Raw genomic sequence first — 21,067 nt, 5'->3', positions numbered from 1 at the left:
TTAGGCATTATCCGGCACCCGCGAAGGGTGGGCCAGATATGAAAAATCCCACAGGCCTGCAGAACATGCCTGTGGGATCGTTTCAGCGCTGGGTCTTACTTGATGCGTTGACCCGGCTTGGCGCCGCTGTCCGGGCTCAGCAGGTAGATTTCTTCACCGCCAGGGCCGGCGGCCATCACCATGCCTTCGGAAATACCGAACTTCATTTTCCGCGGCTTGAGGTTGGCGATCATCATGGTCAGGCGACCGTCGAGTTTCGACGGGTCCGGGTAGGCGCTCTTGATTCCGGAGAACACGTTGCGCTGCTCGTCACCGATGTCCAGCGTCAGGCGCAGCAGCTTGTCGGCACCTTCCACATGTTCAGCCTTGACGATCAGCGCGACGCGCAGGTCGACGGCGGCAAAGGTGTCGAAGTCGATTTCCGGCGACAGCGGATCCTTGGCCAGTTCGCCATTGCCCGCAGATGTGGCGGCGCCGGTGTCGGTCTGGCTGGCGGTCAGGTCTTCTTTCGAGGCGTCGGTCATGGCTTGCACTTTTACCGGGTCGATGCGGGTCATCAACGGCTTGAATTCATTGAGCTGATGGTTGGCCAGCAGCGTGGTGTGGTCGTTCCAGGTCAGCGGGGCGACGTTGAGGAACGCCTCGGCGTCGGCGGCCAGCAGCGGCAGCACCGGTTTGAGGAAGATCACCAGTTGGCGGAACAGGTTGATGCCGGTGGCGCAGATCGCCTGGACTTCGTCCTGCTTGCCTTCCTGCTTGTTCAACGACCATGGCGCCTTGTCGGCGATCCAGGCGTTGGCGCGGTCGGCCAGGGCCATGGTTTCACGCATGGCGCGGGCAAAGTCGCGGGCTTCATAGGCGTCGGCAATGCTTGGCGCCGCGGCAAGGAACGCTTCGGTCAGTTCTGGCGCAGCATTGTTGTCGACCAGCAGGCCGCCGTTGCCCTTGTGGATGAAACCGGCGCAGCGGCTGGCGATGTTGACCACTTTGCCGACCAGGTCGGAGTTGACCTTCTGCACGAAGTCTTCGAGGTTCAGGTCGAGGTCGTCGACACCACGGCCCAGTTTGGCCGCGTAGTAGTAACGCAGGTATTCCGGCGACAGGTGATCAAGGTAGGTACGGGCCTTGATGAACGTGCCACGGGACTTGGACATCTTCTGGCCGTTGACGGTCAGGTAGCCGTGCACGTTGATCCCGGTCGGCTTGCGGAAGCCGGCGCCTTCGAGCATGGCAGGCCAGAACAGGGCGTGGAAGTTGACGATGTCCTTGCCGATGAAGTGGTACAGCTCGGCGGTGGAGTCCTTGCCCCAGAACGCGTCGAAGTCCAGCTCCGGCGTGCGGTCGCAGAGGTTCTTGAAGCTCGCCATGTAGCCGATCGGCGCGTCCAGCCACACATAGAAATACTTGCCCGGCTCGCCCGGGATCTCGAAACCGAAGTACGGCGCATCGCGGGAGATGTCCCACTGCTGCAGGCCGGCGTCCAGCCACTCGGCGATCTTGTTGGCCACGGCGTCCTGCAGGGTGCCGCTGCGGGTCCAGGTCTGCAGCATCTGCTGGAAGTCTGGCAGCTTGAAGAAGAAGTGCTGGGAATCCTTGAGCACCGGAGTCGCGCCGGAGATGGCCGACTTCGGATCCTTCAGGTCGGTCGGGGCGTAGGTCGCACCGCATTTTTCGCAGTTGTCGCCGTACTGGTCTTCAGTGCCGCATTTCGGGCAGGTGCCCTTGATGAAGCGGTCGGCCAGGAACATTTTCTTTTCCGGGTCGAAATACTGGGTAATCGAGCGCTGGGCAATGTGCCCGGCATCGCGCAGTTTCAGGTAGATCTGGCTCGACAGCTCACGGTTTTCTTCGGCGTGAGTGGAGTGGAAGTTGTCGAAGTCGACCAGGAACTCGGCAAAGTCGGCGCTGTGTTCAGCCTGCACATTGGCGATCAGTTGTTCCGGGGTGATGCCTTCCTTTTCCGCGCGCAGCATGATCGCCGAACCGTGTGCGTCGTCGGCGCAGACATAAATGCATTGATTGCCGCGATGCTTCTGGAAGCGCACCCACATATCGGTCTGGATGTATTCCAGCATATGGCCAAGGTGGATCGAACCGTTGGCGTAGGGCAGGGCGCTGGTGACGAGGATCTTGCGTGGTTCGGACATGTGGGGCTTCGCTACTTGATGAAACGGAGGTCGGCCACTATAAAGCGCTGGCGCATATTTTTCACCCTGTGCACCTGTTTCCGGATGCGGCCACTGCAATAACCGGATGGGCCGACCGCAATAAATTGTGGCGAGGGAGCTTGCTCCCGCTGGGTGGCGAAGCCGCCCCATCCCGGCAATGTCGAATAGACCGGATAAGCCTGATTGCGCCTGCTGCGCAGTCGAGCGGGAGCAAGCTCCCTCGCCACAAAGTCGAGTCAACGCATAAATCGCCTGACCACAAATCAATCTGCGGGGTACGATACCCGCCATCTTTTCCCAGTCTTGTTATCGGAGTTGCCCATGAGTGCCGTCACTCGCGCAGCGGTGGAAGCCGTCCTCAGCCAATACACCGACCCCTACCTGAACCAGGACCCGGTCAGCGCCGGTTGCGTGAAGCACATCGAGATCGATGGCGACCGCGTCAAGGTTCAGCTGGAAATCGGCTACGCCGCCGGCCTGTTCAAGAGCGGCTGGGCGCAGTTGCTGCAACTGGCCATCGAAAACCTCGATGGGGTGACGAGCGCCAGGGTCGAGGTCAACAGCGTGATCGCCGCGCACAAGGCTCAGGCCCAGATCCCGGGGCTGGCCAACGTCAAGAACGTGGTCGCCGTGGCTTCGGGCAAGGGCGGTGTGGGCAAGTCGACCACCGCGGCCAACCTCGCGCTGGCGCTGGCCCGTGAAGGCGCCAAGGTGGGGATTCTCGACGCCGACATCTATGGCCCGAGCCAGGGCATCATGTTCGGCATCCCCGAGCGCACTCGCCCCGAGGTCAAGGATCAGAAGTGGTTCGTGCCGCTCAAGGCCCACGGTGTCGAAGTCATGTCGATGGCGTTCCTGACCGACGACAACACGCCGATGGTCTGGCGCGGGCCAATGGTCTCCGGCGCGTTGCTGCAACTGGTGACGCAAACCGCGTGGGGCGATCTGGATTATCTGGTCATCGACATGCCGCCAGGCACTGGTGATATCCAACTGACCCTGGCGCAGAAAGTCCCGGTGGCCGGTGCGGTGATCGTCACCACCCCGCAGGATCTGGCGCTGCTGGACGCACGCAAAGGCGTGGAAATGTTCCGCAAGGTCAACATCCCGGTGCTGGGCGTGGTGGAAAACATGGCGGTGCACATCTGCTCGAACTGCGGACATGCCGAGCATCTGTTCGGTGAGGGCGGCGGCGAGAAACTGGCCACCCAATATGGCGTTGAACTGCTGGCCTCGCTGCCGCTGTCAATGCTGATCCGCGAGCAGGCCGATGGCGGCAAGCCAACGGTGATCGCCGAGCCGGACAGTCAGATCGCGATGGTCTATCAGGAACTGGCCCGCCACGTCGGCGCGCGCATTGTGTTGCAGGAAGCGGCGACGCCGGCGATGCCGAATATCAGCATCAGTGACGATTGATAAGCAGAAACACAATCTAATGTGGGAGCGAGCCTGCTCGCGAATTCGGCGTGTCATTCAACCGATGAGTTGTCTGATCCACCGCTTTCGCGAGCAGGCTCGCTCCCACATTGGTTTCTGTGTTGCCAGTCAGATGCGCAACCCGCCATCCATCTCCAGAATCCGCCCGGTGTAGTAGTCGTTCTCGAAGATGTACGCTGCCGAATGGGCAATCTCTTCCGGCTTGCCCATGCGCTTGAGCGGGATGCCCGAGGTCATCTTCTCCAGCGCTTCGGGCTTCATGCCCAGGGTCATCTCGGTTTCGATGAAGCCCGGCGCAATGCCCGCCACACGAATGCCGTAACGCGCCAGTTCCTTGGCCCAGGTCACAGTGGCTGCGGCCACGCCAGCCTTGGCGGCGGAATAGTTGGTCTGGCCGACGTTACCGGCGCGGGAGATCGAGGAGATGTTGATGATCGCGCCGCTGGTCTTCAGCTCGACCATTTTCGCCGCCACTTCACGGGTGCACAGGAACACGCCGGTCAAGTTGACGTCGATCACCGCCTGCCACTGGGCCAGGCTCATTTTGCTCATTTCGCCATCTTTGACCTTGAGCAGCAGGCCATCGCGCAGGATCCCGGCGTTGTTGATCAGGCCGTGGATCGCGCCGAAATCTTCGGCAACCTGCGCGACCATGTACTCAACCTGTTCTTCATTGGCCACGTTGCACAGATAGCTGCGCGCCTCGACGCCCTTGGCTTTGCAGGCTGCCACCGCGTCATCGAGTTTTTCCTGATTGAGGTCGACCAGTGCGAGCCTGGCGCCTTTGCCGGCGAAATACTCGGCCATGGAGCGGCCCAAACCCTGGCAACCGCCGGTGATAATGATTACTTTGTCGTTGAGTTGCATGCGCATGCCCCGATAGCCGGTCTGAGTGGTTTTTGTTATTGGCGACGCTCGATCTGTACCGGTATGGCCAGATTGCACATGAGCATTGCCCGATGGCGCTACAGGGACTTATCCCCCGGCGCCTGTCCGTTTTTTCGACGGATTCTATTTAAGGAGTCATAAATTGAGCGTTGAAGCGGCCAAGAATGCCCGAGAATTGCTTCTCAAGGAATACCGTGGCGTATTGTCGACCCACTCCAAATCGATGCCCGGTTTCCCGTTCGGCTCAGTGGTGCCGTATTGCCTGGATGAGCAGGGCCGGCCGCTGATCCTGATCAGCCGCATCGCCCAGCACACTCACAACCTGCAGAAAGACCCGAAGTGTTCGCTGCTGGTGGGCGAACGCGAGGCCGACGACGTGCAGGCCGTTGGTCGCCTGACCTATCTGGCCGAGGCGCAAAAGCTCGAAGATCCGGCGGCTATCGAAGCCGCTGCCGAGCGTTACTACCGTTATTTCCCCGATTCGCAGAATTACCACAAGGCCCACGATTTTGATTTCTGGGTGCTCAACCCGGTACGTCACCGCTACATCGGCGGTTTCGGCGCGATTCACTGGGTCGATCAACTGATCCTGGCCAACCCGTTTGCGGGCAAGGCGGAAATCAGCATGGTCGAGCACATGAACAGCGATCACGCCAAAGCCATCGCGCATTACGTGGAACTCAGCGGCCTACCGAAAACCGTGCCGGCGCAACTGGCCGGGATCGACAGCGAAGGCATGCACCTGCGCATCGGTCAGGCGCTGTACTGGCTGCCGTTTCCAGCGCCTTGTCATACGCCGATACAAGTGCGCGAGGCCTTGGTTTCTCTGGCTCACGCCGAGGTCTGGCCAAAAAATGCAGTGGCCGACGCTTGAATTCACGAAAGGGCGACGTCATCTAAGGCTTACTGCAAGGCATTTCTTGCGTTGAGGAATCTTTGATGCGCCCTTTTTTGTTGCTCTTTCTGCTGTTTCCGGTGCTGGAGCTGTTCGTATTCGTCAAAGTGGCAGGGGCGATCGGGTTTTTCCCGGCCCTGCTGCTGATCATTCTCGGCTCGATGTTCGGCGTGTTCGTGCTGCGCATCGCCGGTCTGGCCACGGCACTGCGTGCCCGTGAAAGCCTGAATCGCGGTGAGTTGCCCGCACAGACCATGCTTGAAGGCTTGATGCTCGCCTTGGCCGGTGGCCTGCTGATCCTGCCGGGTTTCGTCAGTGACGTGGTCGGTCTGGTGATGTTGTTGCCGTTCACCCGTCGCCTGCTGGCGAACAAGATGCGCCAGCGCGCCGAAGAACAGGCGATCCGTCAGCGTGCTTTCGCCGATGACCTGCAACCCCGTGGTGGTCCTGCACCGCGTCAGCCTCTGGGTCGCGAGGGTGATGTGATCGAAGGCGAGTTCGAACATCGCGACAGCCAGTAACCCCTGCATCGACACGGCACCTTCGGGTGCCGTTTGTTTATGCGCGGCATTCAAGGGGCAATTGATGAAAAATTTTCTGCCCCCGCCCTTGTAATAAGCTTATGCGCCCTTATGTATCGGTCACCGAAAGGTTTCCGGCATTCAAGCCGGACAGACTTCCGCGGTTTGCTCGACGAACCGCAACCGGCGCAGGCCGGATTTGTTAAACCCGCCGGGACTACACCGGCCGATGAAAACCACAATTAGGAGAGATCGACAATGAAGCTTCGTCCTCTGCATGACCGCGTCGTCATCCGTCGCAGCGAAGAAGAAAAGAAAACCGCTGGCGGTATCGTCCTGCCAGGTTCGGCTGCTGAAAAAGCCAACCACGGTGTGATCGTCGCTGCAGGCCCAGGCAAGACTCTGGAAAACGGTGAAGTGCGTGCGCTGGCCGTTAAAGTCGGCGACAAGGTTGTGTTCGGTCCTTACTCCGGCAGCAACACTGTGAAAGTCGACGGCGAAGACCTGCTGGTAATGGCTGAGAACGAGATTCTCGCTGTACTGGAAGGCTGATTTCCCCGCTCATTTTCCCGTTACTACAAAGTATTTAAGGAATATCGATCATGGCTGCTAAAGAAGTTAAGTTCGGCGATGCCGCCCGCTCCAAGATGCTCAAAGGCGTCAACGTTCTGGCTGACGCGGTAAAAGCGACCCTGGGCCCGAAAGGCCGTAACGTGATCCTCGAGAAGAGCTTCGGCGCTCCGACCATCACCAAGGACGGCGTATCCGTCGCCAAGGAAATCGAACTCGAAGATCGCTTCGAAAACATGGGCGCGCAGCTGGTCAAAGACGTTGCCTCCCGTGCCAACGATGACGCTGGTGACGGTACTACCACCGCGACCGTTCTGGCTCAGTCGATCGTCAACGAAGGCCTGAAAGCCGTCGCTGCCGGCATGAACCCGATGGACCTGAAGCGCGGTATCGATAAAGCCACCATCGCCATCGTCAAAGAGCTGAAAGCCCTGTCCAAGCCATGCGCTGACACCAAGGCAATCGCTCAGGTCGGCACTATCTCCGCCAACTCCGACAACTCCATCGGCGACATCATTGCCGAAGCCATGGAAAAGGTCGGTAAAGAAGGCGTGATCACCGTTGAAGAAGGCTCGGGCCTGGAAAACGAACTGTCGGTTGTAGAAGGCATGCAGTTCGACCGTGGCTACCTGTCCCCGTACTTCGTCAACAAGCCGGACACCATGGTGGCCGAGCTCGACGGCCCGCTGATCCTGCTGGTCGACAAGAAGATCTCGAACATCCGCGAAATGCTGCCAGTGCTGGAAGCCGTTGCCAAAGCCGGCCGTCCACTGCTGATCGTTGCCGAAGACGTTGAAGGCGAAGCCCTGGCGACTCTGGTTGTGAACAACATGCGTGGCATCGTCAAGGTTGCAGCCGTCAAGGCTCCAGGCTTCGGCGACCGTCGCAAGGCCATGCTGCAGGACATCGCCGTTCTGACCGGCGGTACCGTAATCTCCGAAGAGATCGGCCTGAGCCTGGAAAGCACCACCCTGGAGCACCTGGGTAACGCCAAGCGTGTGACCCTGTCCAAGGAAAACACCATCATCGTTGACGGTGCTGGCGTTGAAGCCGACATCCAGGCGCGTATCGCTCAGATCCGTGCTCAGGTTGCCGAAACTTCCTCGGACTACGACCGTGAAAAACTGCAAGAGCGTCTGGCCAAACTGTCCGGCGGCGTTGCAGTGATCAAGGTTGGCGCTGGTTCCGAAGTTGAAATGAAAGAGAAGAAGGCCCGCGTTGAAGACGCCCTGCACGCAACCCGTGCAGCCGTTGAAGAAGGCGTGGTACCTGGCGGTGGCGTTGCGCTGATCCGTGCTCTGGAAGCCCTGACTGAACTGACCGGCGACAACGCTGACCAGAACGTCGGTATCGCTGTGCTGCGTCGCGCTGTTGAAGCGCCGCTGCGTCAGATCGCTGCCAACTCCGGTGACGAGCCAAGCGTAGTGGTCAACGAAGTGAAGAACGGCAAAGGTAACTTCGGTTACAACGCTGCTTCCGGCGAATACGGCGACATGATCGAAATGGGCATCCTGGACCCAACCAAGGTCACCCGTTCCGCTCTGCAAGCTGCAGCCTCGATCGGCGGTCTGATCCTGACCACCGAAGCAGCTGTTGCTGATGCACCGAAGAAAGAAGGCTCGGCTGGCGGCGGTATGCCAGACATGGGCGGCATGGGTGGCATGGGCGGCATGATGTAAGCCAGCCTCACCCCTGTAACGAAAAACCCCGCCTGCGATGAGCAGGCGGGGTTTTTTATTGCCGGGATTTCAAGCTTCACACCGTCACCTGTGGGAGCGAGCCTGCTCGCGAAAGCAATCACACCGTCACTACATCTGTGACTGATACAGCGCATTCGCGAGCAGGCTCGCTCCCACATTGGGATCTGGATTTCCTGTGATAACCGGTTGCGCAAAAAAAAGCCCCGGTGCATCAGCCCGGGGCGTTTTTATTGACGGTTACTTTTCGCTGACCTGCGGAGCCTCTTCTTTCACAGGCTTCCAGCTCAACAACTGCTGTTTGAAGCCATAACTGGCCGCCTGGTAATACGCAATCGCCCGGCTGACCAGCGGATCGTCACTGCTGACCCGCGATTCACGGCTCTCGGTCAACGCATCGTCATGCCGGCGCAAGCCCTGGCGCGGACTGAGGATCGCCAGATCCTTGCCATCGAACAGGCCCAGATGCTGATAGTTGCCGACCACCACGCGCGGTGGCAGCGGGTTGTCCTGCAACAGGTTGCGGCCGAAGAACGTCGAGGTGTAATCCAGGTTCAACAGGCCCAGCAGCGTCGGGGCCAGATCGATCTGGCTGGCCAGTTGCGCGCTTTCGCGAGCCTCGATCATTTTCGGCGCATAGATGAACAGCGGGATCTGATAGTTGGTGATCGGCAAGTCTTCTTTACCGGCACTGCCTGCAGTGTGGTCAGCGACGAAAATGAAGATCGTATTGTCGAACCACGGTTTCTGCCGCGCCTGCTCGAGGAACTGGCCAATCGCATAGTCGGTGTACTTCACCGCGCCATCGCGGCCGTTTCCGGACTTGATGTCGATGCGGTTGTCCGGGTAGGTGTAAGGACGGTGATTGGAGGTGGTCATCAACTGCAGCAGAAACGGCTGCTGTTTGGCGTAGTCGGCGTCCGCCAGTTTCAGGGTCTGGCGATACAGATCTTCGTCGGCCATGCCCCAGGCGTTCTTGAAGTGGATCTCGGCTTCATCGACGCTGCTCTGGTCGACAACGCGATAGCCGTTGCCGCTGAAGAACGCGTTCATGTTGTCGAAGTAACCGCGTCCGCCGTAGACGAACACACTGTCGTAACCTACAGCGCTGAGCTGTTGGCCAAGGCTGGCGAAACCGCTCTCACGACCGATGCGCTTGACGATCGAGCGGCCCGGCGTTGGCGGGATGGCCAGGGTGATGGCTTCCAGACCGCGGTCGGTGCGGGTGCCGGTGGCGTAGAAGTTATTGAAGTACAGACTCTGCTTGCGCAGGGCGTCGAGGTTCGGCGTCAGGTTGCGACCGTCGCCGTTGCTGCCCAGGTACTTGGCGCTCAGGCTTTCGATGGTCACCAGCACGATGTTCGGCTTGCGCGGGGTGCCCGGGTTGTCGATCACCCGGCGAATGTCCTGTGGATCGTTACCGATGAAGCGGGCGTTGCTTTCGCTCAGCTCGGCGCGAATCTCAGTGGCGACTTTTGCTGCCGGCAGGCTCTTGTAGAACTGGGTGTAGTCCAGTTCATTGTTACGGAACGCGGCGAAGAACTGATACGGTCCGTTGCCGGCCAGTTCGTTCTGGTAGGCGTTGCCGCCCTGGGCACGAGGGGCGTCCTGGCTGAGCAGTTGCAGGCTCAGACCCGCGACGATCAACAGGCCCAAGGCACTGAGCAGACGTCCGCGCAGCGCTGGCAGCGGAGCATTCATGGCGGCATTGAACGGCTTGCGCAAAGCGAAACTGATGACCACGGCCAATACGGCGAGGAGGCTTAGCAGTTTACCGATCGGGTAGGATTCAAGGACGTTGTTCAGCACTTCGTCGGAGTACACCAGGTAATCGACGGCGATGAAGTTGAAGCGCACGCCGAACTCGTCCCAGAACAGCCATTCGGCCACCGCCACGAACAACATGGCGAACAGGCTGATCGTCAGCAGGACGCGCAGGAATCCGCGATGTCCGCGACGACGCCACAGGCCCGGCGGGCAGAGCAGCAGGTACAGGCCCATTGGCAGTGCCGCGTAGGCAAGGAACCCCAGGTCATACAGCGCACCGATGCCGAACACGGAAAGGGCGAGACCACCGGCCTCATCCAGGTGAGTCAGCAGCAGGACTGCTCGCGTCAGGAGAAAAATGACCAGCCAGGCGCCGGTGATCAGCAGCAGAAAGCGCATGGGCGCTGTCTTGAAAGAGTCCATTGTCTCGTTTTCCTTATATCAATGGCGCGCGAGTGTCGCGGCGTCACTGTAATCAGGTTGTGAATCGATAGTGAAAACTTTGTTAATTATTTAATTTGTCCGGGCAAATGGACTTGCGCGTATGCCGGCCCTAGCCCTGAACCGGCGTAGGCCTTAAGCTGCGCGGGCCAAGACGGCCGTTACTGTACGGAGGAAATGCCAATGCGAATTCTATTGGTCGAAGACAACCGCGATATCCTGGCCAATCTGGCCGATTACCTGGGGCTCAAAGGCTATACCGTCGATTGCGCCCAGGACGGTTTGTCGGGCTTGCATCTGGCGGCCACCGAGCATTACGACCTGATTGTGCTCGACATCATGTTGCCCGGGATCGATGGCTACACCCTGTGCAAGCGCCTGCGTGAAGACGCGCGGCGCGACACGCCGGTGATCATGCTCACCGCCCGCGATCAACTGGACGATCGTCTGCAGGGCTTCAAGTCCGGGGCCGACGATTACCTGGTCAAGCCGTTTGCCCTGTCCGAACTGGCGGCGCGCGTCGAGGCCGTCATGCGCCGGACTCAGGGGGGCGGACGCCGTGCGTTGCAGGTCGGCGACTTGAGCTACGACCTCGATACCCTGGAAGTGACCCGCGAGGGCAAGTTGCTCAAGCTCAACCCGGTCGGCCTCAAACTGCTGGCGGTGTTGATGCAGAAGAGCCCTCACGTCCTGCGGCGGGAAATTCTCGAAGAAGCGCTGTGGGGCGATGACTGCCCGGACAGCGACAGCCTGCGCAGCCATGTCCATCAATTGCGTCAGGTGATCGACAAGCCCTTCGCCAAACCGTTGCTGCAAACCGTGCACGGCGTGGGTTACCGCCTGGCCGAGGGGCGTGATGGAGTTTAAGCAAAGCCTTTCCCAGCGGATCATCATCGCCTTTGCGCTGATGAGTGCGCTGGTGGCCGGGGCCTTCGCCATGGGTATTGTGGCGACCGTGCACCTGGTGGAGGAAAAACTGATTTCGGCGGGGCTGGGCGGCGACCTGCAACGTCTGTTGCTGATGGACAACGTCTCGGACTGGAGCCATCGCCCGGAACCGGATCAGTTGTTCTATTTCAGCGGTGGGCCAGGCGATTTCGAGCTGCCCAAGGATCTGCGTCACCTTGATGCGGGCTTCCACGAAGTGTTCCGCGAGCAGTTGTCTTATCACGCGATGGTCGAGATCGTCGACGGCCGTCGTTATGTCCTGCTGCAGGATCAAAGCGATTTCGAAGAGCGTGAACGCGTGCTGTTCGCCGTGGTGCTGGTGGGTTTTGTGCTCAGTCTGGCGCTGGCGGTGTTTCTCGGCTGGGTGCTGGCGCGCAAGGTCATGGCGCCAGTGGTGCGCCTGGCGCGGCAAGTGCGCCACCGCGATCAATTGCTGGGGCTGGCGCCGCCTCTGGCGCCGGATTATGCGGCTGACGAAGTCGGCGAACTCGCGGTGGCGTTCGATGCCACGCTCGGGCGTCTGCGGCAGGCGCTGACCCGCGAGCGGCTGTTCACCAGTGATGTCAGCCACGAACTGCGTACGCCGTTGATGGTGCTGGCCAGTTCCTGCGAGCTGCTTCTGGAAAATCCGGGGCTGGATCAGCGCGGTCGGGCCCAGGTCGAGCGAATTGCCCGAGCCAGCGAGGAAATGCGCGAACTGGTGCAGACCTTCTTGATGCTCGCCCGCGCTCAGCGGGAAGACGCCGGTTCCGCGCCGCAGCAGACCCTTGCCCAGGTGGCCGACGGTCTGCTGGGTATCTGGCGTGAACCGATCGAGTCGAAAGGGCTGCGACTGATGTACGAGTCGGGCAACCCGCCGGACACCTGCTTCAATGCCACCCTGCTCAGCGCAGTCATGGGCAATCTGCTGCGCAATGCCTGTCACTACACCGAACATGGATTCATTCGCCTGACACTCAACGACAACGGTTTCGTCGTCGAAGACTCGGGCGTGGGCATTCCCGAGGAAAAACGCGAAGCCATGTTCCAGCCCTTCGTGCGTGGCAATGAAAAGCGCGGTGAAGGCTTGGGGCTGGGCTTGTCACTGGTGCAGCGAATCTGTGAAAACCAGGGCTGGGAGGTGACGTTGAGCACCATGGAGCCTAATGGTTGCCGCTTCGAGGTCACGCTGGGCAAGCGCTGAAGATCGTTGATGGCCCCGCGCTATTGCTTTTCGCGTGTAAAACCCTGTAATAATTTGTCGGTTTACCTGACGTAATTTTCACATAGGGACGACCTGACGCTGACATGCCACTACCTATGGTAAGGGTATCAGTCAATCAGGAGCCCCCATGATGAGCAGACCGATCAAGCTCGATTTTTCCGAAAAGTATGATGACCAGCATGCACAAAAATATTTGCGCAAGCATCAGGACGGTCTAGGTCGTCGGTTGTCTCACTGGCGGGACGAGCAGTTGGCCCGCAAGGCGTTGACGCTGGCCGGCGAGCCGGGGCTGGTTCTGGATCTGCCGTGCGGTGCAGGGCGTTTCTGGCCGTTGCTGGCGGAAAAACCCAACCGGGTGATCATTGGTGCGGACAATTCCGAGTCGATGATCAAGACCGCGATGCAATCGCAACCGGCTGACGTCGTGAAACGGGTACAACCTTTGCACACGTCAGCGTTCGACATCGCTTTGCCCGATAACGCCGTCGACAGCATTTTCTGCATGCGGTTGCTGCATCACATCGGTGAAGCCGAGCACCGGCGGGCGATTCTGCGCGAGTTCGAGCGCGTCACCCGTGATAGCGTCATCATTTCGTTGTGGGTGGACGGTAATTTCAAGGCCTGGAAACGCAAGCGCGCCGAGCGGCGTCGCGGGCAGGAAGGTTACCAGAACCGGTTTGTGTTACCGGCTGTGACAGTTGAAAAAGAATTCGAAGAAGCAGGTTTTCGCATTCAGGAACAACTCGATTTTATCCCGCTCTATGCCATGTGGCGGGTTTACGTATTACGCAAGAGGTAACAGGATGGTGGTGCAAATAGCAGCAGAAACGGAAGTCGCTCCCCAGGATCGCTTCGATTACTACTGGAACCAGCGCGGTGAATGGGTGGAAGAGCCCAACGTACGCCGTGGCGGGGAAAGTGGTGTGCAACGGGTCGTGGGCCGTGACGGCCAGTTACTGTATGCCAAGCGCCAGACCGGACATATCTATCGCAGCTGGTTGCATCCTTTCGGCCGTCCGACGGTCTTGCGCGAGCTGGATGCGCTGACCGGCGTCAGCCGTCTCGGCGTCCGCGTACCGCAAATCGTGTTCTGCGGCGCGCAGCCCGATCCGCAATACAAGTGGCGTGCGCTGTTGGTGACCAAGTCACTGGACGGCTTCGACGAACTTGAAAAGTGGGAAGCCGCCGGTGGTCGTGCGCAATACGGCGAAGCCGTATACGAGCGCGTGCTCAAAGACCTGGCAGAAAACCTGGCGCGCATGCACAAGGGCCGCTGGCAGCACAGCTGTATCTACATCAAACACGTATTTGTACGGGTGACCGGTGAGGGCGACGCGGCGCAGGTCGAAGTGGCATTGATCGATCTGGAAAAATGCCGCCAGCGTCTGACCGCTTATCGCGCGGCCTCCCATGACATGAAGCAATTGCGTCGCCATTCGTCGTTCAGCGACACGGACTGGAAAAAACTCGTCTACTTTTATGAGACGGCGTTTGGCAGCGCTATCAAAGGTTTATAGCGATGAAACTCGAAATTGCACGAGGTTTGTTTTTGGTTGGAGCCTTGGCAGTTGCTTCATTGGCGGTGGCGGCCTGGGAGCAGCCCCGCATGCAGGTGATCGGTGCCACTACCGGCGATGCTCACTGCGCAGTACCACGGGTGGCGAAAGCCACCGTGGCGACTAAACCCGACCATGATCTGTTGTTGTTCATGTTCGGACTTTCTCAAGGGATGAGGCCACAGAGTTGAACCGATTGAAGCCAAAATGAAAGGCCTCGCAGATGCGAGGCCTTTTTTATGCATGAATGAAAACCCTCTGTGTAGGAGCTGCCGCAGGCTGCGATCTTTTGATCTTGATATTGGCTTTTAAAAACAAAATCAAAAGATCGTCCGAACGCGGCCCGAACCTTCGGCAGCTCCTACAGGGGCCAGGTCATGGCTTTGGATCAGGTTTGGCCAACAGGGTGTAGATGCACGGCAGCACAAACAGGGTAAACAAGGTGCCGATCGACATCCCCGTGGCAATCACCATGCCGATATCAAACCGGCTCACCGCACCGGCACCGGTCGCCAGAATCAACGGCACCATGCCGAACACCATCGCCGCCGTGGTCATCAACACCGGACGCAAGCGGATTGCCGCCGCTTCCTCGACCGCTTCGCGCGCGGTCAGGCCTTTGTCCTTGCGTAACTGGTTGGCGAATTCAACGATCAGGATCCCGTGCTTGCTGATCAACCCGATCAATGTCACCAGACCGACCTGGGTGTAGATGTTCATGCTCGACCAGCCAAGGAACAGCGGAATCAATGCACCACAGATCGACAGCGGCACGGTCACCAGAATCACCAACGGGTCGCGGAAGCTTTCGAACTGCGCCGCCAGCACCAGGAAAATAATTGCCAACGCGAGGGCGAAGGTGACCCACAGGGCGCTGCCTTCCTGCACGTACTGGCGCGAGGCGCCGCCATAGTCGAAGGCGAACCCGGCCGGCGCTTCTTCCCGGGCGATCTGCAGCACGGTGTCGATGGCTTCGCCCATGCTGACCAGCGGGAACCCGGAGATCTTCGCCGCGTTGAGTTGCTGGAACTGGTTGAGCTGGCGCGGTCGTGCCCGGTCGCTGACCTTGATCAGGGTCGACAGCGGCAGCAGCTCGCCCTGGGTGTTCTTCACGTAGTAATTGTTCAGCCAGCCGGGGTTCTCGCGGTACGGTCGCTCGACCTGGGCAATCACCTTGTAACTGCGGCCTTCGATGGTGAAACGGTTGATTTCCGCCTCGCCCAGCAGCGTCGCCAGTGTTCCACCGAGGTCCTGCATCGACACGCCCATCTGCGCGGCTTTGGCGCGGTCGATGTCGACCACCACTTCCGGCTTGTCGAACGCCAGATCGAGGTCGACGAAGGCGAACTTGCCGGACTCCATGGCGCGTTTCTTGATCCGGTCAGCGACTTGCAACAGCAACTCGTAGTCGTTGGCCGTGTTGACCACAAACTCGAACGGCAGGCCTTCGCCGGTGCCAGGCAGGGAGGGCAGGTTGAAACCGAAAATCTGCAGGCCGGGGATGCTCGCCAGTTTGCCTTGCACCTCGGGCAGGATCTGCATCTGGGTGCGGCTGCGCTCGTTCCATGGCTTGAGCAGGAAGCCACCGATGCCCGCCTGTACACCGTTGTAGCCATTGATCTGGAACGAGGAGTAGTACTCCGGAAACTCCTTGAAGATCTTGATGAACTCGTCGGTGTAAGTGCTCAGGTAGTCGAGGTTGGTCGGCTGGGGGGCCGTGGCCATCATGAAGATGATGCCCTGATCCTCATCCGGTGCCAGTTCCGACTTGGTGAACTTGAGAAACACCGGGATCAGGCACAGCACGATCACTGCGAACACCAGCACCACCGGCCGCGTGTTCAAGGTGCCGTGGAGCATGCTCTGGTAGCGGCGTTTGAGACTGTCGAAAATACGGTCGAGGCGGTGAGCCAGGCCACTGGGGTTTTCTTCGTGGCGCAACAGCAGGGCGCACATCATCGGCGACAGGGTCAGGGCGACAATCCCGGAAATCACCACGGCACCGGCCAGGGTCAGGGCGAACTCCTTGAACAAGGCCCCGGTCAGTCCGGTGAGGAAGCCGATCGGCGCATACACCGCCGCCAGGGTGATGGTCATCGACACCACCGGCATGGCGATTTCCCGTGCGCCTTCCAGTGCGGCCTCCAGCGGCGTCTTGCCTTCCTCGATATGCCGGTGGATGTTCTCCACCACCACGATCGCGTCGTCCACCACCAGACCGATGGCCAGCACCATCGCCAGCAAGGTCAGCAGGTTGATCGAATAGCCCATCATCTGCATGAAGAACATCACGCCGATCATCGACAGCGGGATGGTCACCACCGGGATCACCACCGAGCGCAACGCGCCGAGGAACAGGAACACCACCACGATGACGATCAGCACCGCTTCGAACAGGGTTTTCACCACTTCATCGATCGAGGCCTGAATAAACAGCGTGGCGTCGTAGGCAATCTCGCTTTTGAGGTTGGGCGGCAGCTGCGCTTCCAGCTCCGGCATCAGCTTGCGCACTTCCTTGATCACATCCAGCGGGTTGGCCCCGGGCGTGGCCTTGATGCCGATGTACACCGACGGCGTGCCGCCGAACGAGCTGATCGAGTCGTAGTTTTCCGCGCCCATCTCGACCCGCGCGACATCGCTGAGCAGCACGCGGCTGTCGCCATTGACCTTGAGCGGAATCGCCGCGAAGGCTTCGGCGGATTTCAGTTCGGTGTTGGCGTTGATGCTGGTGACCACGTATTCGCCCTTCACCTCGCCGGCGGCGGAGAGGAAGTTGTACTGGCGCACGGCGTTGGTCACATCGCTGGCGCTGAGGCCGAAACCGGCGAGCTTCACCGGGTCGAGCCACAGGCGCATGGCGAACACCTGATTGCCGAGAATCTCCGCTTCAGCCATGCCCGGCAGGGTCGCCAGTTTCGGCTGGATCACCCGCGACAGGTAGTCGGTGATCTGCGGGTTGCTCAAGTCCTTGCTGAAGAAACTGATGTACATCAGCGCCGAGGCGTCGGCCGATTCCTTGCTCAGTACCGGGTCTTCGGCGTCCTGCGGCAGTTTGTTCTTCACCTCGTTGGCTTTGGCCAGCAGTTCGGTGAACAAACGGTCGGTGTTGGAACCGATGCGTGCGTAGATCGAGATCACCGAGAAGTTCTGGCGACTGACCGAGGTCATGTAGTCGATGCCTTCGGCGCTCGCCAGGCTCTGTTGCATTGGCTGGGTGATGTAGCCCTGGATGGTCTCGGCGTTGGCCCCGGGGTAGGCGGTGGTCACCGTGATCAGGGCGTTTTCCATTTGCGGGTATTGGCGCAGCGGCAGTTTGCTCCAGGCCTGGAAACCCAGCAGCACAATCAGCAGGCTGACCACGGTGGCGAGCACCGGGCGGCGGATGAACGGATCGGTAAAAGCCATGGGGATTCCTTGATCAGTCGGCGCGGGGCGGACTGTTCTGCTCGCCGAGGGTCTTGTCGTCGCTGATGGCAATGTGTGCGCCGTTGTCCAGTTTGATCTGGCCGGCGGTCACCACTTGTTCGCCGCTCTGCACGCCCTTGTTGATCATCACCAGGCCATCGCGGCGTTCACCGGTCTCGATGAAGCGGCGTTCGGCGATCAGCACCGGCTGGCCCTGGTCGTCCTTGACCACGCTGCCATCCTCGGCCTTCTGTTGCCCGACCACGTACAGCGAGTTGCCGTAGAGGGTGTAGGTGATCGCGCTTTCCGGCACCACGATGTGTTGCTGTGGATCGGGCAGCAGCACGTCGAGGCTGGCAAACATGCCCGGCAGCAACTTGCCGTCGGGGTTGGCCAGGGTCGCGCGCACCAGAATATTGCGCGTGGTGCTCTCGACAATCGGGTTGATCGCGCTGATGGCGCCGGGAAAGGTCTGTCCGGGATAGGCCGCAACTGCGATCTGCACCGGTTGGCCGATGGCCAGTTTTGGCACCGATTGCTCCGGCACATAGAAGTCGGCGTAGAGGCTGCTCAAATCCTGCAGGGTGGCGATTTTAGTGCCGCTGGCGAGGTAGTCGCCGATGTCGACCTGACGAATCCCGATGGTGCCGCTGAACGGCGCGACGATGCGCTTTTTCGCCAGTGCTGCATTGAGCTGATTGACCGTGGCCCGCTCCTTTTGCAGCACCGCCGAAAGCCGGTCGTATTCACCTTTGGAGATGGCCCGGCTGTCGATCAACTGGCTGCCTCGGCCGAAATCCAGTTGCGCCAGGCCCAGGTCAGCCTTGGCGGTTTCCAGCAGGGCGGCTTCGACGGCACTGTCGAGCTGCAGCAGTGGCTGCCCGGCTTTGACCTTCTGTCCGGATTCGAATTTGAGTTCAGTGACGGTGCCGGCGACTTCCAGACTCAGCTCGACGCCTTGCAAGGCCTTGAGCGAGCCGACGGTGGGCAAACGCATCTGCCACGGCTGTTCGGTAGCGCGGGCCACGGCGACGCTGATCGGCGGTTTCGGTTTGGCAAAGCCCTGGATCATGGTGTAGATCGAAAAGGCTTTGTACCCGCCCAATACCAGGACGACCAGCAAGACAACACCCAACATGATCAGCATGCGGCGACGCAGCATTTTTCCAGTTCCTTGGATAAATCAGGTGAGACAGGCGGGCACATTACCCCGAGTCAGGTGGGGATTCCAACTGCCAGTTATTACAGTGAGGACGAATAAAACCCCTGTGGCGAGGGAGCTTGCTCCCGCTGGACTGCGCAGCAGTCCCATGCTTTTGAGTTAAAAAAAGCGGGGCCGCTTCGCGCCCCAGCGGGAGCAAGCTCCCTCGCCACAGTTACAGCGTTGATTCAGGCCATCAGATGAAGATGGTTGTCCCAGAGCCCCGCCGGCAATTCCAGCGGTTTGGCCAGCAGTTGATCCTGGCGGCAATCGTAGTAACGGCAACGGCCCTGACCCGAGGTCACGACGAAGCCGTCCTGCACCGCACCGACGCCGGCGCAATCGGGCAGCGGCGCGTCGAGGCGCACTTCGCCGCTGTCCAGGTCCCAGATGAAGAAGCGGTTGCCGCGCGGTGCGGTCAACGCCACCAGACGCAGTTCACTGTGCACCGCAACGCTGGCGGTGTAATGCCCCATCGACTGCAACTGATGCTCCGGCACCGGGAACGCCACGAAGGGCTGGCCCGGACGCTTGATCGCCAACAGTTCGGAACGCTCATGCGAGGCGCCCATGAACTGCTGGCCGGCGACGATGGTGCCGTCGCTGGCGATGCCCAGGTGACGCACGCTGTTCATCTGCTGCGCAAGGGTTTCCTTGCTCAACAGCGTACCGTCGCGCTGCATCAGCACCAGGCTGGGTTCCATGGCGTTGAGGTTCATGTCGACGCGGCTTTCGGCCTCGGTGCGGATCCCGCCGTTGGCCACCACCAGGGTTTCGCCATCGGGCATCCACGACACTTGATGTGGTCCGAGGCCATGGGTGGAAATCTCGCCGCTGTGCACCAGCCGCTCGCCTTCGAACCTGTACACCCCGAGCAGGCCACGCCCCGGATCCGTGGTGTCGTTCTCGGTGGCGTACAGGTATTCGCCATCCTTGTGCACCACGGCGTGGCCGTAGAAATGCCGATTCGGCTGAGAAGTCACGGTTTGCAGCAACGTCCCGTCGCGCAGATCGATCAGGTAGCTCTCGGTGCCCGGGCGGCGGGCGACGAACAGCGCGATCGGCAGCGTCGGGTGGTTGATGATGTCGTGACAACGCTGGCCGACTTCGGTGGCGAACACCCGAGTACCGTCCAGCCGATAACCGACGGCGTAATGCTTGCCGTCGGTGTCATCGCGCGCCGAGAGCAACAGCGGGCTCTGATCCTTGCGCTTGAACAGCGTCCAGCCGCCCAGTGTCACTGCTCCCAGCAGCAAACTACCTAAAGTCAGAGCCTGGCGTCGCAGCATGGCACTTGCCCTCATCAGTCACCGTCGTTGGCGTTGAAGCCCAGTTGGATGCCCAGCGCCTTGGCCAGTTCGCCTTCGTGCAGGCGATGGACGACGTTGAGGCTGTCGTAGAGATCGTTGAGTTGTTGACGACCGGCGTCGTCCTGGAGCATTTCGGTCAGCGAGCGCTGCGTGCTGCCGAACAGCTCCAGCGACGCGGCGTAAGCGGCGTCGATTTTGTCTGCCAACGGTTTCTGCTCGGCCGGCAACAGACCGCGCAGGCCCTTGTTGTCGACGCCTTCCCAGACGGTTTTGGCCGCTGCCAGACTGGCTTCCAGCGCGGTCAGCGACGACTGGCTGCGCCATGCATCAGCCTGGAACGGCTGCGGCACGCCTTTGCTCTGACGGCCCATTGGCGTGCCGAGTTTTTTCTTCAGGGTGTCGAGGGCGGTGACCTGCACACGCAGCAGATCGGCGATCGCTTCGTGCGAGTCGGCGTAGCGCTGGTTGGGGAACTTGCTCATCTGCGCGAGCATGCCGTCGGTGTTGTTCCAGCTCTGCAGAATCTCTTCGGCCAGTTGCTTCTGGCGCTCGCCGATGGCGATCAGCAACGGGCAGTACTTGGCTTTCTGCTCGGCGTTGGCGACGTCCGGCTTTTCATCGAACAGGATGTACTCGTACGCCGACAGGCCCTGTACCACCACGCTGGATTTGGCCAGTGCAGCGGCGTCGATCTGCGGCTGGGCGGTGACCAGTTGCTCGACCTGACGACCAACGAGGTTTTTCTTGTCCGGCCAGAATTGCACCTGCCACGAACGGTTGCCCTCGGCCAGTGGCCCGATCAGCAACGGTTGCAGCTCGGCCCAGGCTTTCTGCGCGTGCAGGAAGTCGGCGCGGGCGGTTTCCAGGGTTTCCTTGCCCTGGCAGTAGGCGAGGGCGCTGACCGCCAGTTGCTTGTCGGCTTCGACCCAGCGGGTGTAAGTCGGCAGGATCACCGATTTGGCGATGGCCGCCGACGTGACTGCTTGCGGGTCCTGCGGCGAGCAGGCGCCAAGAGCAAGTGCGGCAAGGCTGGTGAACAACAACTTGGGACGGAACATG

General features: G+C 60.3%; 17 protein-coding genes and 1 pseudogene. 10 read left to right on the top strand and 8 right to left on the bottom strand.

The genetic code is table 11. The features are described 5' to 3' along the window. Nucleotides 1-95: 95 nt before the first annotated feature. Complete coding sequence (gene metG / locus ACYZUM_RS19825; protein WP_473061092.1) at nucleotides 96-2,147, bottom strand: methionine--tRNA ligase; 2,052 nt, start codon at nucleotides 2,145-2,147, stop codon at nucleotides 96-98. Between the two features lie 342 nt (nucleotides 2,148-2,489). Between metG and apbC the strand changes: the two genes are divergently transcribed. Further along, on the top strand, nucleotides 2,490-3,584 hold the full coding sequence (gene apbC, locus ACYZUM_RS19820) for an iron-sulfur cluster carrier protein ApbC (protein ID WP_086791782.1): 1,095 nt from the start codon (nucleotides 2,490-2,492) through the stop codon (nucleotides 3,582-3,584). Nucleotides 3,585-3,606: 22 nt separating this feature from the next. Here the strand turns inward: apbC and ACYZUM_RS19815 are convergent. Next, a pseudogene (locus ACYZUM_RS19815) lies at nucleotides 3,607-3,717 on the bottom strand (metal ABC transporter ATP-binding protein); the annotation flags it as partial. Next, a complete protein-coding gene (locus tag ACYZUM_RS19810) occupies nucleotides 3,714-4,472 on the bottom strand; it encodes an SDR family oxidoreductase (RefSeq protein ID WP_473061091.1) in 759 nt (252 codons plus the stop codon). The gene ACYZUM_RS19810 and the pseudogene ACYZUM_RS19815, both read right to left, overlap by 4 nt. Before the next feature lie 163 nt (nucleotides 4,473-4,635). Between ACYZUM_RS19810 and ACYZUM_RS19805 the strand changes: the two genes are divergently transcribed. The 4 genes from ACYZUM_RS19805 (at nucleotide 4,636) to groL (ending at nucleotide 8,158) form a co-directional block, all read left to right on the top strand. Beyond that, complete coding sequence (locus tag ACYZUM_RS19805; protein ID WP_473061090.1) at nucleotides 4,636-5,367, top strand: HugZ family pyridoxamine 5'-phosphate oxidase; 732 nt, start codon at nucleotides 4,636-4,638, stop codon at nucleotides 5,365-5,367. Nucleotides 5,368-5,432: 65 nt separating this feature from the next. Further along, nucleotides 5,433-5,909, top strand: a complete 477-nt coding sequence (locus ACYZUM_RS19800; RefSeq protein ID WP_086791786.1) for an FxsA family protein — start codon at nucleotides 5,433-5,435, stop codon at nucleotides 5,907-5,909. A 258-nt stretch (nucleotides 5,910-6,167) separates the two neighbouring features. Further along, nucleotides 6,168-6,461: a co-chaperone GroES gene (locus ACYZUM_RS19795; RefSeq protein ID WP_003227685.1), complete on the top strand. Its 294-nt coding sequence runs from the start codon at nucleotides 6,168-6,170 to the stop codon at nucleotides 6,459-6,461. A gap of 50 nt (nucleotides 6,462-6,511) precedes the next feature. Beyond that, nucleotides 6,512-8,158, top strand: a complete 1,647-nt coding sequence (gene groL, locus ACYZUM_RS19790; RefSeq protein ID WP_041068396.1) for a chaperonin GroEL — start codon at nucleotides 6,512-6,514, stop codon at nucleotides 8,156-8,158. A 258-nt stretch (nucleotides 8,159-8,416) separates the two neighbouring features. Here groL and ACYZUM_RS19785 read toward each other — a convergent pair whose 3' ends face one another. Beyond that, nucleotides 8,417-10,366, bottom strand: a complete 1,950-nt coding sequence (locus ACYZUM_RS19785; RefSeq protein ID WP_473061089.1) for an LTA synthase family protein — start codon at nucleotides 10,364-10,366, stop codon at nucleotides 8,417-8,419. 201 nt (nucleotides 10,367-10,567) lie between these two features. Here ACYZUM_RS19785 and colR point away from each other — a divergent pair, with 201 nt between their 5' ends. From colR to ACYZUM_RS19760, 5 genes are all read left to right on the top strand, one after another. Beyond that, nucleotides 10,568-11,251: a two-component system response regulator ColR gene (colR, locus tag ACYZUM_RS19780; RefSeq protein WP_041068401.1), complete on the top strand. Its 684-nt coding sequence runs from the start codon at nucleotides 10,568-10,570 to the stop codon at nucleotides 11,249-11,251. Then, nucleotides 11,241-12,515, top strand: coding sequence for a sensor histidine kinase (locus ACYZUM_RS19775; protein WP_041068403.1), 1,275 nt, complete (start codon nucleotides 11,241-11,243; stop codon nucleotides 12,513-12,515). Before colR ends, ACYZUM_RS19775 begins: the two co-directional genes overlap by 11 nt. 151 nt (nucleotides 12,516-12,666) lie before the next feature. After that, complete coding sequence (locus tag ACYZUM_RS19770; RefSeq protein WP_041068703.1) at nucleotides 12,667-13,335, top strand: class I SAM-dependent methyltransferase; 669 nt, start codon at nucleotides 12,667-12,669, stop codon at nucleotides 13,333-13,335. A 4-nt stretch (nucleotides 13,336-13,339) separates the two neighbouring features. Further along, nucleotides 13,340-14,053 carry a lipopolysaccharide kinase InaA family protein gene (locus ACYZUM_RS19765; protein WP_041068405.1) on the top strand — a complete coding sequence of 238 codons (714 nt, stop codon included), beginning with the start codon at nucleotides 13,340-13,342 and terminating at the stop codon, nucleotides 14,051-14,053. A 2-nt stretch (nucleotides 14,054-14,055) separates the two neighbouring features. Then, nucleotides 14,056-14,283: a hypothetical protein gene (locus ACYZUM_RS19760; protein ID WP_041068407.1), complete on the top strand. Its 228-nt coding sequence runs from the start codon at nucleotides 14,056-14,058 to the stop codon at nucleotides 14,281-14,283. A 184-nt stretch (nucleotides 14,284-14,467) separates the two neighbouring features. Here ACYZUM_RS19760 and ACYZUM_RS19755 read toward each other — a convergent pair whose 3' ends face one another. The 4 genes from ACYZUM_RS19755 to ACYZUM_RS19740 all read right to left on the bottom strand — a co-directional run bounded on the left by ACYZUM_RS19755 (nucleotide 14,468) and on the right by ACYZUM_RS19740 (nucleotide 21,066). Then, nucleotides 14,468-17,497 (bottom strand): multidrug efflux RND transporter permease subunit, encoded by a 3,030-nt coding sequence (locus tag ACYZUM_RS19755; protein ID WP_473061088.1) that lies wholly within the window; start codon nucleotides 17,495-17,497, stop codon nucleotides 14,468-14,470. Between the two features lie 13 nt (nucleotides 17,498-17,510). Beyond that, the gene (locus ACYZUM_RS19750; RefSeq protein ID WP_145594662.1) at nucleotides 17,511-18,659 is read right to left on the bottom strand and encodes an efflux RND transporter periplasmic adaptor subunit; all 1,149 of its coding nucleotides are present in this window, start codon (nucleotides 18,657-18,659) and stop codon (nucleotides 17,511-17,513) included. 227 nt (nucleotides 18,660-18,886) lie between these two features. After that, nucleotides 18,887-19,987: a DUF1513 domain-containing protein gene (locus ACYZUM_RS19745; protein ID WP_473061087.1), complete on the bottom strand. Its 1,101-nt coding sequence runs from the start codon at nucleotides 19,985-19,987 to the stop codon at nucleotides 18,887-18,889. 14 nt (nucleotides 19,988-20,001) lie between these two features. After that, on the bottom strand, nucleotides 20,002-21,066 hold the full coding sequence (locus tag ACYZUM_RS19740) for an imelysin family protein (RefSeq protein WP_108183658.1): 1,065 nt from the start codon (nucleotides 21,064-21,066) through the stop codon (nucleotides 20,002-20,004). Nucleotide 21,067 lies beyond the last annotated feature (1 nt).

This window comes from Pseudomonas sp. m6p (assembly GCF_055760375.1).
This window is presented reverse-complemented; position numbering and strand designations above follow the sequence as displayed.